Genomic DNA, 15,689 nt, shown 5'->3' on the forward strand with positions numbered 1-15,689 from the left:
AGACTGCAGGAGTCATTTTTGTGGACGTAGCCAGGCTTAACCTCTCTACTCGTTCAACACCCGTACATTCCCTGCCTTTTACAGGGCCGATCTCACACTCCACAGACGTTAAATTGCTGGACGTTGTCAACGCATTCAATGCCCCTCAAAGACGCTTTGGTGAGGACTATGACGCCAGTGCTCACTTAGCGGTTATCAAAATGATGATGGTTACTTTTGGTCAACGCCCTTCGGACTTGTTTACGCAGGTCAAGCGTGCCGAGCAGGGGTATGAGGTCACGCTTAGAGATGGCAACAAAGTTCAAGTGTCCGATCTCGAGTTACGGCAAACAGCCGCCGGCTCAAGAATTGTTGGACATGACCCGGCGGCGATCAGTGATGCGAACTTTGCATTGGCTGTGTTTGTTAAACGTAAACAACTAATGGGCGTTCAGGCAGGTAATAATCAGGGGTTTAAGAGTGCATTATCAAATTCGTTGCGTGGTGAGACGACTTATAATGTGCTCAAGGGCCTGGGCATGGCCGGTTTTTTACGCCAAGTACCGTCGGCGCAGTTGGCAGGCAGCGGCGTCGGCGTCATGCAAACCCATACATTTGGCGGTGCCCTGGTCTATGGGGGCGTGAGCCATGAATATGGGGGCCAGCGACCTGTCGAGCGTCCCTATGTCTACGTGCTGGTTAATCACAATACGTCCGTTGAGGTGCAGGGTAATGCCTCTGGTTTGAGTGCCAGCGCTCAGCCTCAGAGCCCCTCCGACCCTGGCGTGCCGCCAATGAGCGATTCGTCTTCCGACATCCCCACTCGAGCAGTGGGGCAGAAACCTGTCGATAGAGTAAGAAGTTTTGACGTCGCTGAACGACGGTTCGGTGAGGGCGATACCCGTCGGCATGCGTCCGTGATCAAAATGATGATGATGAGGTTTGGTCAAAGTCCGCAGGATGTGTTCGACAAGGTCGTGGCGGCCGCAGAGGGCTATGACATCACCATGAAGGACGGTTTTTCTTTACATCTGTCCAAAGAAGAATGGAGTCGCACGGCCGGGGTCTCGCGGTTTACCGGCGGTGACAGCAGTATTGTGATGGATGCCAATTTCATCTTGGCGGCCTATGTAAAACGTGTGCAGCTGTCCAGTACGGACCCTGATAAACAGGAGAGCTTCGAGCGCGCGTTATCCGCGGTCATGCTTAATGATACGGCGTACCGGGTATTGAAAGGGATGGGGATGATCGGTTTCCTGCGCATTGTCGAACCCGAAAAAATGCTGAAAAAAGGCGCCGTTGCCGTCTTGGATAATTACGCTGGTGAGTTTGTACTGGATGGCATCAAATACCAGTCGGGAAAACAACAGCCTGTTGTCAAAGACTATGGCTATATGCTCGCCATGCAGCCGTCGAACACTTCGTCGGCGCAACCGGGCGGGAACATTTCAAACCTCTCCAATCGTCAGGTGGGCGTCAAGCCTGACAATATCTGGAGTGGGTTTTATCAAGGTTCAGAACTCAACTGCGTCACCGTCTCTGCGATCAAGGCCGCGATGATGAAGTACGGTCAAAATCCCCAGGGCATTTATAAACGCATTACCGAGACACCCGAGGGTTATACCGTGACCATGCGTGACTCATGCACGGTACACCTGACCCACGATGAGTTGAAAAAAGCGCAAAAAGGTTCGCACTTCTTCGGTGAAGATAACGGTCTTTTGCACGATGCGATTTTCATGTTCGCGGTGAGCGCAAAGCGCGCGCAAATGGAAAATCACGAGTTTCGGGCTGAAGCGAGTTTTGAGGCCGCCATGGGGACGCTCAATGATAGAGAAACCCCTGGCGAAGCACTTCGGCGCCTTGGCTTGTATGCCTTCACGCGTGGCAGCACTGTCGAGGAATTGGCCAGTGGCGTTGCGGGCACTCTTGCCAATCATGGCCACTCCGTAGGCGTTTTTGACGGAATTATCGATTTTTATGGGTCAACAATAAAATTGGCCGGTTCGGACTGGGAGAAAGGCGCTCACGCGTTAAAACTGGTGTAAACCGGGTGAGGGCGGTTGGACCAGTAACTGCCTGAACGCCTTTATCGGCAACGGCCGGCTGTGCAAATACCCTTGGAACAAATGGCACCCCAGCTTTTGCAGGAACGCCAGTTGCTCCGGCGTTTCCACACCCTCGGCAATTACATCAAGGTTGAGGCTGCGGGCCATGGCCACGATGGCGCGGATGATTTCCGCGTCATTGGGGTCATGGGTGGCATCGCGCACGAAAGACTGGTCGATCTTCAGCGCATCCACCGGCAGGCGTTTGAGATAAGTCAGCGACGAATAGCCGGTACCGAAGTCATCCATGGCAAAGCTCACGCCGAGCTTTTTCAGGCGGCGCATCTTGGCCACGGTGTCGTCCAGGTTCTGGATGACGATGCCTTCGGTGATCTCCAGCTTTAACAGGCTGCAGGGCAGATGATGCTGTTTGAGGCTGTGTTCTACCCGCTCCACAAAGTCGTTCTGGCGAAACTGCCGGGGGCTGATATTCACGCACAGGCTGAAATTAAGCGGGTCTACCAGGCCCTCGGCAATCAGCTGCGCAAAGGCGCCGCAGGCCTCATCGAGAATCCAGGTGCCGACCTCCAGGATCAGGCCGCTGTCTTCCAGTACCTTGATAAATTCGGTGGGTGACTGCGCGCCCAATTGTGGGTGCTGCCAGCGCACAAGCGCCTCGGCGCCGACAATTTTGTTGCCGCGTGCATCCACCTGGGGTTGGTAATGCACGCTGAACTCACCGCGTGACAGCGCCAGGCGCAGGTCGGTCTCCATGCGCAGACGCTCACTGGCGGTTTTCTGCATGCTGTTGTGGAACATTTGCGTGGTGTTGCGCCCCGAGTCCTTGGCGCGATACAGCGCAATATCGGCGCGCTTGAGCAGGTCGGCCGGTGTGGAGCCATGATCGGGTATAAGCGCCACGCCGATGCTCGGTGTGACCTGCAAGCGGTGGCCATCCAGGAACATCGGCTCCGACAGCAGTTCGCGCAGCGTGTCGGCCAATACTTGTACTTGGCCGCTGACCGCTGTACGTGTGCCTTCCAGGCCACTGAGCAACACCACGAACTCATCACCGCCCAGGCGCGCCACGGTGTCTTCCAGGCGCACGCTGGCTTCCAGCCGTGCAGTGACTATTTTCAGCACGGTGTCGCCCACCGGGTGACCGAGGGAATCATTGATGTGCTTGAAGTGGTCAAGGTCGAGGAACAATAACGCGCCGCGCAGGTTATGGCGTTTGAGCAGGGCGATCTGCTGACTGAGACGGTCCATCAGCAGCGCGCGGTTGGGCAGGTTGGTCAGAGGGTCGTGGTAGGCCAGGTGACGAATCTGCGCCTGGGCGTTTTTCAACAGGCTCACATCCCGTGCAGTCAACAGCAGGCACGGGGTTTCATTGAGGGTGATGGGTTCGACCGAGACTTCCACCGCCAACACTTCTCCGCGCTTGTTGTGCCAGAGCATTTCCAGGTGATGAATGCGGCCCTTGATCTGCAGTTCGGCCAACAATGCCGCGCGCTGGTTTTCATCGGCCCAGATGCCGATCTGGTAGAGCGTGAGGCCGATGGCTTCTTCGGCGCGGTAGCCGGTCAGGCGGCAGAAGCCATCATTGACCTCGACATAACGGCCGGTGTCGCGTTCGGTGATGGAAATCGCGTCAGGGCTGGAGTGAAAAGCCTTGGCGAATTTCTCTTCACTGGCCTTGAGCGCGGCTTCCGAGCGCTGTTGCTGGGTGATATCGCGCAACGTCGTGACAATGCAGGGTTGGTCACCGACCTTGATCAACCGGCTGGAAATCACGCAGGTCAGACTTTGGCCGTTCTGGTGATGCACCACCAGGGCCACATTGCTCAACGATTGTTCGCGGATCACCTGCTCAATGCGTTGCAGGCGCTGGCTCGAATCGTCCCACAGGCCGATCTGCTCGGCGCTGTTGCCGATGACGTCGGCAGCGGTCCAGCCGAAGGTCTGGGTAAAGGCCGGGTTGATCTCGATAAACACGCCGCTGTCCAGGCAGGTTACGCAGATCGGGTCGGGGCTGGCCTGGAACAGGCTGGCGAATTTTTCTTCGGAGGCGGTCAGGCGTTGTTCGCGTTCAACCTGGTCGGTGATATCGAGCAAGGTGCCGGCCATGCGCAGCGGCTTGCCGGCGTCATCGCGATACAGGCGTGCGCGGCTTTCCAGGTAGCGCGGGCTGCCATCTTCCATTTCTACGCGGTAGGTCAACTGATAGTTGCCGTCCGGGCCTTCGCGCAGGCTGCGGTAGGCGTTGCGCATGCCCTCGCGGTCGGCATCGGACATGCCTTCAAAAAACGCGTCGAAGGATTCGTGGAAAGGCTCGGGCGGCAGGCCGTGCAACTGGGCGGCGCGGGTCGAGCCGTAGAGCATGCCGGTGGGGATATGCCAGTCCCAGGTGCCCAGTTGCGCCGAATCCAGGGCTAGGTCGAGGCGCTCCTGGCTGTCCTTGAGGGCCTGCTCGGCGTTCTTGCGGTCGGTGGTGTCAAGAAAGGTGCTGATCAGGTAAGCCTCGCCCTCAAGCTCGACCTTTTGCGCGCTGAGGGTGCCATCGTGAATCTGGCCGTTGCTGGCGCAGAACTGCACGTCCATGGTGATCGGCTCGCCCTTGCGCTGGGTGGCCTTGACCAGCAGCGCGCGCTCCTCCGGGTGGCGCCACAGGCCCAGCTCCAGGGTGGTGCGGCCGATGGCCTCGGCCACGGGCCAGCCAAAGTGAATCTCGAAGTACTGGTTGGCTTCGCTGATGCGGCCGTCGGACTGGCGGGTGAGCAACACCATGTTGGGGCACAGGTGAAACAGCGTGGCGAAGCGTTTTTCCGATTGCATGAGGGCGTGTTCGCGCTCGCGCTGGCGAGTGGTTTCGCGAATTACCCCGATCATGCGGCGCCGGCCGGTTTTGTCCGGCGCCAGGCTGCCGTTGATTTCCAGCCAGTGATGGCTGCCATCCGGCCATTGGATGTGGTGGTGCATGGCCTGCTCGAACGGCTCGCCCGCCAGCACCGCATGAAACGCGCGCACCACCCGGGCGCGGTCCTGCGGCGCCAGCAGGTCCAGGTAGTCGAGGTCTTTGGGCAAGGGTTGCCGAGGGTCGTAGCCAAACAACGCCTGGGTGCCGCGTGACCAGCTGATCCTGCCGGTATCGATTTCCCAGCACCACGCGCCAAGGCGGGCAGCATTGAGGGCCGCCAGCAATTGTGGAGCACTTTCCCAGCTTTGTTCCGCCTCTTGAGGGTCCAAGGCGTAAATGCGCGGCAGGGGCGGTACGGAATCGACGGGGTTGCGCATTATCAATGGGCCTTGGCTCAATGGGCGTTCGGCGTGGGATTATTCAGGCTTTATGGGCCGCACAGCTTCATGCCGGTATCCCTGGCAGATCGACCTGTGCATCCAATAGGCTCATGAAAGCCCGCGCAGCGTTCGACAGCGTCCTTTCGGTGTGCACGATATAGCCTAGCTGGCGACTGAGCTGTATGCCCGGCAAAGCGATACTTGCCACCTGATCATCGAGCATGGTGCGCGGCAAAACGCTCCAGGCCAGGCCGATGGAGACCATCATCTTGATGGTTTCCAGGTAGTTGGTGCTCATGGCGATGTTGGGCGTGAGGCCCTGGGCCTCGAACAGCCGTCTGACGATATGGTGGGTAAAGGTGTTGCCGCCGGGAAAGACCGCCGGGTGTTTGGCAATGTCGGCAAGGCTGACCGTGCCGTTGCCGGTCAAGCTGTGTTCCGGCGCCACCACGAAGTCCAGCGGGTCGTCCCACACCGGCGTGGCGCGCACCAGGTTGTGCGGTTCAGGTGCCAGGGTGATGACCGCCACTTCGGCACGGCCATGGAGGATTTCTTCGTAGGCCACTTCCGAATCAAGGAACTGAATATCCAGTGCCACATTGGGATATTGCCGGGTAAAGGTGCGCAGAATGGGCGGCAGGCGGTGCAGGCCGATGTGATGGCTGGTGGCCAATGTCAGCCGGCCGCTGACTTCGCCGGTCAGGTTGGTGAGCGCCCGGCGTGTATCGTCCAGCACATTCAAAATCTGATAAGCGCGTGGCAGCAGGGCGCGCCCGGCTTCGGTCAGGCCGACTTCACGGCCCAGGCGATCGAACAGGCGCACCTTTAATTGTTGTTCCAGCCCGGCGATGCGTTTGCTGATCGCAGGCTGGGTCAGGTGCAGGCGATCACCGGCGCCGGAAAAGCTGCCGGTCTCGGCGATAGCGATAAAGGCGTTGAGGTTGGCCAGGTCCATGGTGGTATTCCAGTTGGTAATCCAAAGCATAAAAAATATGAATTTGAGTTATTTAATGTAGCGCCATACCATCAGCCTCACAAGCCAAAGGGTTATTGAAAAGCCCGGCGTATAGATGCACCTGTGATGAGGACCGACTGATGGCCGGCAAAACGCTTTACGACAAGCTTTGGGATTCCCATGAAGTGAAACGGCGCGACGATGGCTCGTCGCTGATCTATATCGACCGTCACATCATCCATGAAGTGACCTCGCCCCAAGCGTTCGAAGGCCTGCGACTGGCCGGGCGCAAGCCTTGGCGCGTCGACTCGATCATCGCCACTCCGGACCACAACGTGCCGACCACCCCGGAACGCAAGGGCGGGATCGACGCCATCGTCGACACCGTGTCGCGCCTTCAGGTGCAGACCCTCGACGACTACTGCGACGAATATGGCATCACCGAATTCAAGATGAATGATGTGCGTCAAGGCATCGTCCACGTGATCGGCCCGGAGCAGGGCGCCACCTTGCCGGGCATGACGGTGGTCTGCGGCGACTCCCACACGTCCACCCACGGCGCGTTCGGCGCCCTGGCGCACGGCATCGGCACCTCCGAGGTGGAACATGTGTTCGCCACCCAGTGCCTGGTCGCCAAGAAGATGAAAAATATGTTGGTGAAAGTCGAAGGCAAATTGCCGTTCGGCGTGACCGCCAAAGACATCGTGCTGGCCGTGATCGGCAAGATTGGCACCGCCGGCGGTAACGGCCACGCCATCGAATTCGCCGGCAGCGCGATTCGCGACCTGTCCATCGAAGGCCGCATGACCATCTGCAACATGTCCATCGAAGCCGGTGCCCGCGTGGGCATGGTGGCGGCGGACGAAAAAACCGTTGAATACGTCAAAGGTCGCCCATTCGCACCAGCGGGCGCCGATTGGGACGCTGCGGTCGAGGCCTGGAAAGACCTGGTCTCCGACGCCGACGCGGTGTTCGACACCGTGGTCGAGCTCGACGCGGCCCAGATCAAGCCGCAAGTCAGCTGGGGCACCTCGCCGGAAATGGTCCTGGCGGTTGACCAGAACGTGCCGGACCCGGCTAAAGAAACCGACTTGGTCAAGCGCGGTTCCATCGAGCGCGCCCTGAAATACATGGGCTTGCAAGCCAACCAGGCGATTACCGACATTCAGTTGGATCGCGTGTTTATCGGTTCCTGCACCAACTCGCGGATCGAAGACCTGCGCGCTGCGGCGGTGATCGCCAAGGGCCGCAAAGTGGCTTCGACCATCAAGCAAGCCATCGTGGTGCCGGGTTCGGGCCTGGTCAAAGCCCAAGCCGAAGCCGAAGGCCTGGACAAGATCTTCCTCGAAGCCGGTTTTGAATGGCGTGAGCCGGGCTGCTCGATGTGCCTGGCGATGAACCCGGACCGTTTGGAATCGGGCGAGCATTGCGCGTCCACTTCCAACCGAAACTTCGAAGGGCGTCAGGGCGCCGGCGGGCGTACTCACCTGGTCAGCCCGGCCATGGCCGCTGCGGCTGCCGTCAACGGTCGTTTCATCGACGTTCGCGAATTGATCTGAGGAATACCCGATGAGAGCTTTTACCCAACACACCGGCCTTGTCGCCCCTTTGGATCGCGCCAACGTCGACACCGACCAGATCATCCCCAAGCAGTTCTTGAAGTCGATCAAGCGCACCGGTTTCGGCCCTAACCTGTTCGACGAGTGGCGCTACCTGGACGTGGGCTACGCCTACCAGGACAACTCCAAGCGCCCGCTGAACAAAGACTTCGTACTCAACGCCGAGCGCTACCAGGGCGCCAGCGTATTACTGGCGCGGGAAAACTTCGGTTGCGGCTCCAGCCGTGAACACGCGCCGTGGGCGCTGGAAGAATATGGCTTTCGCAGCATCATCGCGCCGAGCTACGCCGACATCTTCTTCAACAACAGCTTCAAGAACGGCTTGCTGCCGATCATCTTGAGCGACGCTGAAGTGGATGAGCTGTTCAAGCAGGTGGAAGCTGATGTGGGCTACCAACTGACCGTTGACCTGGCCGCGCAGACCGTGACCCGTCCGGACGGCAAGGTGTATCACTTCGAGGTGGATGCGTTCCGCAAGCATTGCCTGATCAATGGCCTGGATGATATCGGCCTGACCTTGCAGGACGGCGATGCGATTGCCGCGTTTGAAGCCAAACACCGGGCGAGCCAGCCCTGGTTGTTTCGCGATGCCTGATTGGCGGTAACCGTGCGGGCCCCATCGCGGGCAAGCCCGACTCCCACCCTGGAATGCATTCCACTGTGGGAGCTGGCTTGCCTGCGATAGCGCCCGTACAACCACCCCAACACCCAAGGAAAGCCACCATGACCACCACCGCCCACACCCAAGTCGTGCAAAAACAATTCGGCGAGCAAGCCTCCGCCTACCTGAGCAGTGCCGTGCACGCCCAAGGCACCGAATTCGCGCTGCTCCAGGCCGAACTGGCCGGGCAGGGCGCTGCACGCCTGCTGGATCTGGGTTGCGGCGCCGGGCATGTGAGTTTTCAGGTGGCGCCACTGGTTAAAGAAGTGGTGGCCTACGACCTGTCCCAACAGATGCTCGACGTGGTTGCGGCCGCCGCCAAAGACCGCAACCTGGCCAACATCCGCACCGTACACGGCGCCGCCGAGCGCCTGCCATTCGCCGACGGCGAGTTCGACTTCGTGTTCAGCCGCTACTCGGCCCACCACTGGAGCGACCTGGGCCTGGCGCTGCGCGAAGTGCGCCGGGTGCTCAAGCCCGGTGGCGTGGCAGCCTTCGTCGACGTCTTGTCACCGGGCAGCCCACTGTTGGACACTTACCTGCAAACCGTCGAAGTGCTGCGTGACACCAGCCACGTGCGCGATTATTGCGCCGCCGAATGGATGCAACAGCTCAGCGAATCCGGCTTGCATGTGCGCACCAGCAGCCGTCAACGCCTGCGCCTGGAATACACCTCGTGGGTCGAGCGCATGCGCACGCCAGAGGTATTGCGCGCGGCGATCCTTGCGCTGCAACAGGCAATGGGCCAGGAAGTGCGCGATTACTACGAGATTCAAGCCGACGGCACCTTCAGCACCGACGTGCTGGTGGTTTTCGCTGAACGCTGATTGATTTTTCCCGACCTGCCCACGGGCGGGTCGCTTGATGAAATGAGGAACGCATGAGCAAGCAGATTCTGATTCTCCCTGGCGACGGTATTGGTCCGGAAATCATGGCCGAAGCGGTCAAGGTCCTGGAACTCGCCAACAGCAAGTACAGCCTGGGCTTTGAGCTGAGCCACGACGTGATCGGTGGCGCGGCCATCGACAAGCACGGCGTGCCGCTGGCTGACGAAACCCTGGACCGCGCCCGTGCGGCCGATGCCGTGCTGCTCGGCGCCGTGGGTGGCCCGAAATGGGACAAGATCGAGCGTGACATCCGCCCTGAGCGCGGCCTGCTGAAAATCCGCGCGCAACTGGGCCTGTTCGGCAACCTGCGCCCGGCCATCCTCTACCCGCAACTGGCCGACGCGTCGAGCCTCAAGCCGGAAGTGGTCGCGGGCCTGGATATCCTGATCGTGCGTGAACTGACCGGCGGTATCTATTTTGGCTCGCCACGCGGCGTGCGCGAGTTGGAGAATGGCGAACGCCAGGCCTACGACACGCTGCCGTACAGCGAGAGTGAAATCCGCCGTATCGCCCGTGTCGGTTTCGACATGGCCCGCGTGCGCGGCAAAAAGGTCTGCTCGGTCGATAAAGCCAACGTACTGGCCTCCAGCCAACTGTGGCGCGAAATCGTCGAGGAAGTCGCCAAGGACTACCCGGACGTCGAGCTGAGCCACATGTACGTCGACAACGCTGCCATGCAACTGGTGCGTGCGCCCAAGCAGTTTGACGTGATCGTCACCGATAACCTGTTTGGCGACATCCTGTCGGACCAGGCCTCGATGCTCACTGGCTCCATCGGCATGCTGCCGTCGGCGTCCCTGGACACCAACAACAAGGGCATGTACGAGCCTTGCCACGGTTCGGCGCCGGACATCGCGGGCCAGGGCATTGCCAACCCGTTGGCGACGATTTTGTCGGTCTCGATGATGCTGCGTTACAGCTTCAACCTGAGCGAAGCGGCGGATGCCATCGAGAAGGCCGTAAGCCTGGTGCTGGATCAAGGTTTGCGCACCGGTGACATTTGGTCACAGGGTTGCACCAAAGTCGGCACGCAAGAAATGGGCGACGCAGTAGTCGCCGCGCTGCGGAATCTGTAATCTCTCCGGCCCGCTTGCAGTTGTTGCTGCAAGGCGGCCCACTTTTTAACAAGGTGTAGTTGCGATGAAACGTGTAGGTCTGATCGGTTGGCGCGGTATGGTCGGTTCCGTGCTCATGCAGCGGATGCTGGAAGAGCAGGATTTCGATCTTATTGAGCCGGTGTTTTTCACCACTTCGAACGTAGGTGGCCAAGGGCCGTCCGTGGGCAAGGATATCGCCCCGCTCAAGGACGCCTACAGCATTGAAGAGCTGAAAACCCTCGATGTGATCCTGACCTGCCAGGGTGGCGACTACACCAGCGAAGTCTTCCCCAAGCTGCGGGAAGCCGGCTGGCAGGGTTACTGGATCGACGCCGCCTCCAGCCTGCGCATGCAGGACGACGCGGTGATCATCCTCGACCCGGTGAACCGCAAGGTCATCGACCAGCAACTGGATGCCGGCACCAAGAACTACGTCGGCGGCAATTGCACCGTCAGCCTGATGCTGATGGGCCTGGGCGGCTTGTTCGAGGCCGGCCTGGTTGAGTGGATGAGCGCCATGACTTATCAGGCGGCGTCCGGCGCCGGTGCGCAGAACATGCGTGAACTGATCAAGCAGATGGGCGCGACCCACGCCGCTGTCGCCGATCAACTGGCCGACCCTGCCAGCGCGATCCTCGACATCGACCGCCGCGTGGCCGAAGCCATGCGCAGCGACGCTTACCCGACCGAGAACTTCGGTGTGCCATTGGCCGGCAGCCTGATCCCGTGGATCGACAAGGAACTGCCAAATGGCCAGAGCCGCGAAGAGTGGAAGGCCCAGGCCGAGACCAACAAGATTTTGGGCCGCTTCAAGAGCCCGATCCCGGTCGACGGCATCTGCGTGCGCATCGGCGCCATGCGCTGCCACAGCCAGGCGCTGACCATCAAGCTGAACAAAGACGTGCCGATCGCCGATATCGAAGGGTTGATCAGCCAGCACAACCCGTGGGTCAAGCTGGTGCCGAACAACCGCGACATCAGCATGCAGGAGCTGAGCCCGACCAAGGTCACCGGCACCCTGAATGTACCGGTGGGCCGTCTGCGCAAGCTGAACATGGGCAGCCAGTTCCTCGGCGCGTTCACGGTCGGCGACCAACTGCTGTGGGGCGCTGCCGAGCCGCTGCGTCGCATGCTGCGGATCTTGCTTGAGCGTTGATCGCTTGAAGCCGTAAGAGAAACCCGCGTACTGGTGACAGGCGCGGGTTTTTTGTTGCCCTTGAGGTCGCCATCGCAGGCAAGCCAGCTCCCACATTTTGTTTTGTAAACACATTCAAGGGTGGGAGCTGGCTTGCCTGCGATGAGGCCATCAGCCTCACCAAAAAGGCCAGCTTAATTGCCTCACCCCGAGCCACCCGGTAAAGTGCCGCTCCCCCCGCAATGCCCGAGGCAGCCTCCATGACCCAGACCTTTGAAATCGCCGTGATCGGCGCCACCGGTACCGTCGGTGAAACCCTGGTGCAGATTCTCGAAGAGCTGGATTTTCCGGTGGGCACCCTCTATCTGCTGGCCGGCAGCAATTCGGCCGGCGCCTCCGTGCCATTTCGCGGCAAGAACGTGCGGGTCAAGGAAGTCGATGAGTTCGATTTCAAAAAAGCGCAGCTTGCCTTCTTTGCGGCCGGCCCGGCCGTTACCTTGAGCTTCGCCCCGCGCGCCACCGCTGCCGGTTGCGCGGTGATCGACCTGTCTGGCGCCTTGCCTACTGAACAGGCGCCTCACGTGGTGCCGGAAGCCAATGCCCATGTACTGGACAGTTTGAAAAAGCCCTTCCAGCTGAGCAGCCCAAGCCCATCGGCGACCAACCTGGCCGTGGTGCTGGCGCCGTTGCGTGAATTGTTGGAGATCCAGCGTGTCAGCGTCACCGCCAACCTGGCGGTATCCGCCCAGGGCCGTGAAGCCGTCAGCGAGCTGGCACGACAGACCGCCGAACTGTTGAACGTGCGCCCGCTGGAGCCCAAGTTCTTTGATCGGCAAATGGCCTTCAACCTTTTGGCACAAGTCGGCACGCCAGATGCGAAAGGTCATACAGCCCTGGAGAAACGTCTCGTACACGAACTGCGCGCGGTGCTGGAAACTCCATTGCTGAAGATTTCTGCAACCTGCGTTCAAGCCCCGGTGTTTTTTGGCGATAGCCTGACGGTGTCGTTGCAATTGGGCGCGCCGGTCGATCTGGCAGCGGTGAACCGTGCATTGGAAGCGGCGCCTGGCATCGAACTGGTTGAAGAGGGCGATTACCCCACGGCTGTGGGCGATGCGGTCGGCCAGGATGTGGTCTACGTCGGCCGTGTGCGTGCAGGTGTGGATGACCCGGCGGAACTAAATCTGTGGCTGACGTCAGATAACGTACGCAAGGGCGCGGCACTCAACGCCGTACAGCTGGCGCAGTTGTTGATAAAAGGCCTTGTGTAAAAGATACTTGGCGGCAATTTGTAGATTGATTCTAGCCAGGCGCTATGCTTGGCCCCAAGCGGTAAAGAAGCGCGTCGGTAACCTATCGGCTCGCCATGCCTTATGGCAGCGGTTACCAACCTTCTCGCAGGCCGGGGAGTGTTCAGACAAAGGATGAGGCTATGGTTCAAGTTCGCAAACTGGTGTTAGCAATAGCGGCCGCCTCGGCGCTGTCCTCCGGTATGGCGCAGGCGCTGCAACTTGGGGAGATGACCCTCAAATCGAAGCTGAACCAGCCGTTGTCGGTGGAAATCGAATTGCTCGACGTGGGCGGCCTCACGGCTGCCGAGATCACCCCGAGCCTGGCCTCCGACCAGGCGTTTGTCGATGCAGGCGTTGACCGCCAGGCGTTTCTCAATGACCTGACGTTTACCCCGGTGGTCAACCCCAGCGGCCGCAGTGTGGTGCGCGTCACCTCCAGCAAGCCGCTGCCCGATTCCTACGTACGTTTCCTGCTGCAGGTGCAGTGGCCCAATGGCCGCTTGATGCGCGACTACAGTGTGTTGCTCGACCCTGCCAAGTTCGAGCAGCCGGCGCCGACCGCCAACGCGCCCGCGCCGCGCTTGAGCGCACCGGCCAGCACTGCGGCCGCCAGCCCGGCGAAGACCGCCAGCAAATCCGCTCAACACACCACGACCTCTCACGACACCTTGTGGGAAATTGCCGAAAAGAATCGCAACGGTGCGTCGGTGCAGCAAACCATGCTGGCCATCCAGGCGCTTAATCCTGATGCCTTTGTCGACGGCAACATCAATCGCCTGAAAACCGGCCAGGTCCTGCGCCTGCCGGACCGCCAGCAAGCCACCAGCTTGCCGCAGCCCGAGGCGATTGCCGAAGTGACTGCGCAAAATGCTGCCTGGCGCGCAGGTCGTCGCGCAGCCAGTAACCCGGTGGCGGGCAAGCAACAGCTGGACGCGACCAAGCGCACCCAGGCGGGCAATGCGCCGTCGAGCACCACGGCCAAGGACAACTTGAGCCTGGTCTCGGCGGAGTCGGCAAAAAAAGGCGCAAAGGGCAAGACCGGTGATAACCGAGCGGTGAGCGATAAACTGGCGATGACCCAGGAGCAGCTGGACACCACCCGTCGCGACAATGAAGAGCTCAAAAGCCGTGCGGCCGACCTGCAAAGCCAACTGGACAAGCTGCAAAAACTGATTCAACTGAAAAACGATCAACTCGCCAGGTTGCAGGCCGGTAACCCTGAGCCGGCGGCGCAGGCGACAGCGGCGATGCCGGCTCAATTGGCAACTGAAGCTACGCCAACGCCTGCACCCGCTGAGGCGGCGCCCGTTGCCGCAGCACCCGCGCCTGAGCCAATCAAGGCGCAGGACACGCCTGCCACCAACGAAGGCAAGTTCAACGAGCTGCTGACCAATCCGATCGTCCTTGGTGTAATCGGTGGCGCGGCTGGCTTGCTGGTGTTGTTGCTTCTGCTGCTGTGGGCGCGCCATCGAAATGCGCGCCTCGAAGAGGAAAAGCACCTGCGCATGGCACGCGCGCTGGCCGAAGAACCGGCATTTACGCCAAATGTGGATCACGATCTGCCTGCGGACAGCTTCGAAGGCCTTGAGGTGGCAGCGCCGAACGTTAAATTGGCTGCTGCTCCTGCGCCGGCGGCGGTTGCTGAGCCTGTGGTGGTGCCATCGGTCGCCTCCGTGCTGGCGCCTTTGGCCGTTGCCGTCGCCCCGGAAAACTCCAGTGATGCACTGGCGCAAGCGCAATCCCATATCGACCGTGGCCACCTGAACCAGGCCGCCGATGTGCTGGAGCAGGCGATCAAGCGCGAACCCAAGCGCAGCGACCTGCGCCTGAAGTTGATGGAAGTCTATGGCCTGCAAGGCGACAAGGACGGTTTCGTCACCCAGGAGCGTCAACTGGTGGCCAATGGTGAAAACCATGCCCAGGTCGAGCAGCTCAAAAACCGCTTCCCGGCCATGGCCGTGTTGGCGGCGGGCGTCAGTGCTGCGGTGGCAGCGGCGGCCCTGGATGCTCAATACGTCAAGGACTTGCTCGAAGACAAGCCCGTCGCGCCTGCCCCGGAGCCTGAGGCGTTCGACACCGATTTCGACCTGAGTCTGGATGACCTGGAAGCGGCGTCACCCACCGTAGTCAGCCCGAAAGACGCGCCGAGCTTTGAGTCGGTGCTGCAACAGCAGACCGAAGCCAAGGCCAGCCCTGATGACCTGTCGGACTTCGACCTGGACTTGCAGCTTGAGGCTCCGTCTTCGCAGGCCGATGACGACTTCCTGTCGGGCCTGGAAGATCAAATGAAGGACGTGCCGGCTGTTGAGCCGCCGACCCTCAAGCCGGCTGCGCTGGACGATTTTGACCTGCCGGAGGACTTCGATCTGTCCCTGGCGGACGAGCCGCAAGCCCCGGCCGTTGCCAAACCTGATGCATTCGCCTCGCAGCTCGATGACGTCAACGCAGAACTCGATCGCCTGTCTTCGAGCCTCGAGCATCCGCCGATCGAGCCTTCCTTCACTGCTGAAGACGCGGCGTTGGGCGCTGATGAGCCGGAATTTGACTTCCTTTCCGGCACCGACGAGGTCGCCACCAAGCTGGACTTGGCCCAGGCTTACATCGACATGGGCGATGCGGATGGCGCAAAGGACATCCTCAATGAAGTGCTGACCGAGGGCAGTGAAGAGCAGCGCGGTGAAGCCAAGGAAATGCTCGGCAAAATCTAACAATTGATACA

The 15,689-nt window shown here is 60.4% G+C and carries 10 protein-coding genes; 8 read left to right on the forward strand and 2 right to left on the reverse strand.

The features are described from left to right. The first annotated feature begins 113 nt into the window (after positions 1 to 113). Positions 114 to 2,027: a hypothetical protein gene (locus tag ACQY47_RS24825; protein WP_428552744.1), complete on the forward strand. Its 1,914-nt coding sequence runs from the start codon at positions 114 to 116 to the stop codon at positions 2,025 to 2,027. Here the strand turns inward: ACQY47_RS24825 and ACQY47_RS24830 are convergent. Both ACQY47_RS24830 and ACQY47_RS24835 read right to left on the reverse strand, forming a co-directional pair. Further along, entirely contained in the window at positions 2,013 to 5,321 is a 3,309-nt protein-coding gene (locus tag ACQY47_RS24830) for an EAL domain-containing protein (protein ID WP_428552747.1), read from the reverse strand. The genes ACQY47_RS24825 and ACQY47_RS24830 overlap by 15 nt on opposite strands. Positions 5,322 to 5,388: 67 nt before the next feature. Further along, positions 5,389 to 6,279 carry a LysR family transcriptional regulator gene (locus tag ACQY47_RS24835; protein WP_099548313.1) on the reverse strand — a complete coding sequence of 297 codons (891 nt, stop codon included), beginning with the start codon at positions 6,277 to 6,279 and terminating at the stop codon, positions 5,389 to 5,391. 140 nt (positions 6,280 to 6,419) lie between these two features. Here ACQY47_RS24835 and leuC point away from each other — a divergent pair, with 140 nt between their 5' ends. The 7 genes from leuC (at position 6,420) to ACQY47_RS24870 (ending at position 15,678) form a co-directional block, all read left to right on the forward strand. Then, positions 6,420 to 7,838: a 3-isopropylmalate dehydratase large subunit gene (gene leuC, locus ACQY47_RS24840; RefSeq protein WP_122673451.1), complete on the forward strand. Its 1,419-nt coding sequence runs from the start codon at positions 6,420 to 6,422 to the stop codon at positions 7,836 to 7,838. Positions 7,839 to 7,848: 10 nt separating this feature from the next. Next, entirely contained in the window at positions 7,849 to 8,493 is a 645-nt protein-coding gene (gene leuD / locus ACQY47_RS24845) for a 3-isopropylmalate dehydratase small subunit (protein ID WP_003234333.1), read from the forward strand. Positions 8,494 to 8,621: 128 nt separating this feature from the next. Next, positions 8,622 to 9,386, forward strand: coding sequence for a class I SAM-dependent methyltransferase (locus ACQY47_RS24850; protein ID WP_176991849.1), 765 nt, complete (start codon positions 8,622 to 8,624; stop codon positions 9,384 to 9,386). A gap of 53 nt (positions 9,387 to 9,439) precedes the next feature. Beyond that, complete coding sequence (gene leuB, locus ACQY47_RS24855) at positions 9,440 to 10,522, forward strand: 3-isopropylmalate dehydrogenase (RefSeq protein WP_021491199.1); 1,083 nt, start codon at positions 9,440 to 9,442, stop codon at positions 10,520 to 10,522. Positions 10,523 to 10,586: 64 nt separating this feature from the next. Then, on the forward strand, positions 10,587 to 11,699 hold the full coding sequence (gene asd, locus ACQY47_RS24860; RefSeq protein WP_017138739.1) for an aspartate-semialdehyde dehydrogenase: 1,113 nt from the start codon (positions 10,587 to 10,589) through the stop codon (positions 11,697 to 11,699). 239 nt (positions 11,700 to 11,938) lie between these two features. Further along, the gene (locus ACQY47_RS24865; protein WP_428552754.1) at positions 11,939 to 12,949 is read left to right on the forward strand and encodes an aspartate-semialdehyde dehydrogenase; all 1,011 of its coding nucleotides are present in this window, start codon (positions 11,939 to 11,941) and stop codon (positions 12,947 to 12,949) included. A 161-nt stretch (positions 12,950 to 13,110) separates the two neighbouring features. Beyond that, positions 13,111 to 15,678 (forward strand): FimV/HubP family polar landmark protein, encoded by a 2,568-nt coding sequence (locus tag ACQY47_RS24870; RefSeq protein WP_428552757.1) that lies wholly within the window; start codon positions 13,111 to 13,113, stop codon positions 15,676 to 15,678. Positions 15,679 to 15,689 lie beyond the last annotated feature (11 nt).

The organism is Pseudomonas edaphica, from assembly GCF_965277385.1.
Classification (GTDB): Bacteria; Pseudomonadota; Gammaproteobacteria; order Pseudomonadales; family Pseudomonadaceae; genus Aquipseudomonas; species Aquipseudomonas edaphica.